Below are 1,626 nucleotides of genomic sequence, written 5' to 3'. Positions count from 1 at the left end.
AACTATACCAGAGCTGAGGCTCTTTTTCTGCACTTAAAAGGTGAAAACGTAAAATTCCCATCAAGCACTTGAATCATGTGTTTGATGGGGATTTTGGAGTTTCTGGTGAATAATTCAGGCTGATAAAAGCAAGCAACGATTGACAATTCTGAGCGTTATTTTTCGAATCATGGCGTTTTTATATTACAATGATCCTAGAAAAAGTAAAGTTATGGAGGCGATTAGATGAGTGATTTGGATCAGACAAACAGCTATCGATACGTCATTGTTGGTGGCGGAGTGGTTGCTGGCTATGCCATCAAGGGAATTCGACAGGAAGATTCAGAGGGTGAGATCTTAATTATTTCGCAAGAGGCGGATGTCCCATATGAACGACCGGCACTGAGTAAAAAACTATGGCTAGATGATGAATTCACTGAAGAGAACATTCAGATTGGTGCTGAAAATTATCCCAATGTGACTTTTAAGTTCAAGACAACGGTTACGGCTATTAATCGGCAAGATAAGGTCATTACATTGGCCGATAGTGAGCAAATCAAGTATGAACAGCTATTGCTAGCAACTGGCGGAGAACCTAGACAAATCCAGGGACCTTCTGATCCACATGTGCTAGTCTTTAGACAGTGGTCAGATTATCGCAAGTTACGTAAATTTAGTGGTCCGAACAAGCGAGTTGTGATCATTGGTGGTGGATATGTTGGTACAGAGCTCGCATCGTCACTGACCCAAAATGAGACTGAAGTTACGATGATTTTTCCAGAAAAAGCGCTGGGTGAGGGTAAATTTCCTGAGTCTATTCGGACTGAGTATGAAGCCACGTTCAAACGCAATGGTGTCACACTGATGAGTGGTCAGTTTGTCCAATCATATCAACGCCAAGGTGACCACTTGACTCTATTGACAAAGGATGGTACGGTGATCGCAGCCGATACGATCATTGTTGGGTTAGGCGTTACGCCGCGGATTAGTTTAGCTGAAGACAGTTGTTTGGATTTAGCTGATGGTGGTGTGAAAGTTAATGAGTATCTCAATACTAGTGACCCAGCCATCTGGTCTGCTGGAGATATTGCCTCTTATCCAGATCACATCTTGGGTCGGCAACGGATTGAGCACGTGGACCATGCCCGACTTTCTGGTGAATTAGTTGGCCGTAATATGGCAGGTGCTCACATGAGCTATCAGCATACCCCATACTTCTATTCCATGATTTTTGATATTTCCTGGCAAGCAATCGGTAATATTGATCCTAAATTGCAATTGATTTTTGATCGGCGAACGCATGGATCGCTTGTCTATTTCATAGATACCGATAAGTTAGTTGGTGTTTTAGTTTGGAATGTTAAGGTGAATCTTGATGATGTTCGCGCATTGCTTGCGAACGCTCCAGCTACAGATGATCTGGTGGGCTCCATTCGAGAGAAGAAGGCTTAGTATCTGGATGAGATATCGGTGAATCATTGCGTCATCACGAATGTACTTTAGAACAAAATGGCCATCATTAACGATGGCTCAGTAGCAAATAAAAACTAGCCTTGAGTCATTTTAAAGTGCATGAAGTGCAACACAAAAGTTAGACAAAAGGTAGATTGTAAAATTAATCCGAACGCTGTTCGGACAAAAAAGATC

Annotated in this window: 1 protein-coding gene; it reads left to right on the top strand. The window is 42.3% G+C overall.

The annotated features are described in order from the left end of the window. Positions 1–225: 225 nt before the first annotated feature. On the top strand, positions 226–1,431 hold the full coding sequence (locus tag EGT51_RS12760) for an NAD(P)/FAD-dependent oxidoreductase (protein WP_002825823.1): 1,206 nt from the start codon (positions 226–228) through the stop codon (positions 1,429–1,431). Positions 1,432–1,626: the final 195 nt, after the last annotated feature.

Origin of the sequence: Levilactobacillus suantsaiihabitans (assembly GCF_004745505.1) — a bacterium.
Taxonomy (GTDB): domain Bacteria; phylum Bacillota; class Bacilli; order Lactobacillales; family Lactobacillaceae; genus Levilactobacillus; species Levilactobacillus suantsaiihabitans.
This window is presented reverse-complemented; position numbering and strand designations above follow the sequence as displayed.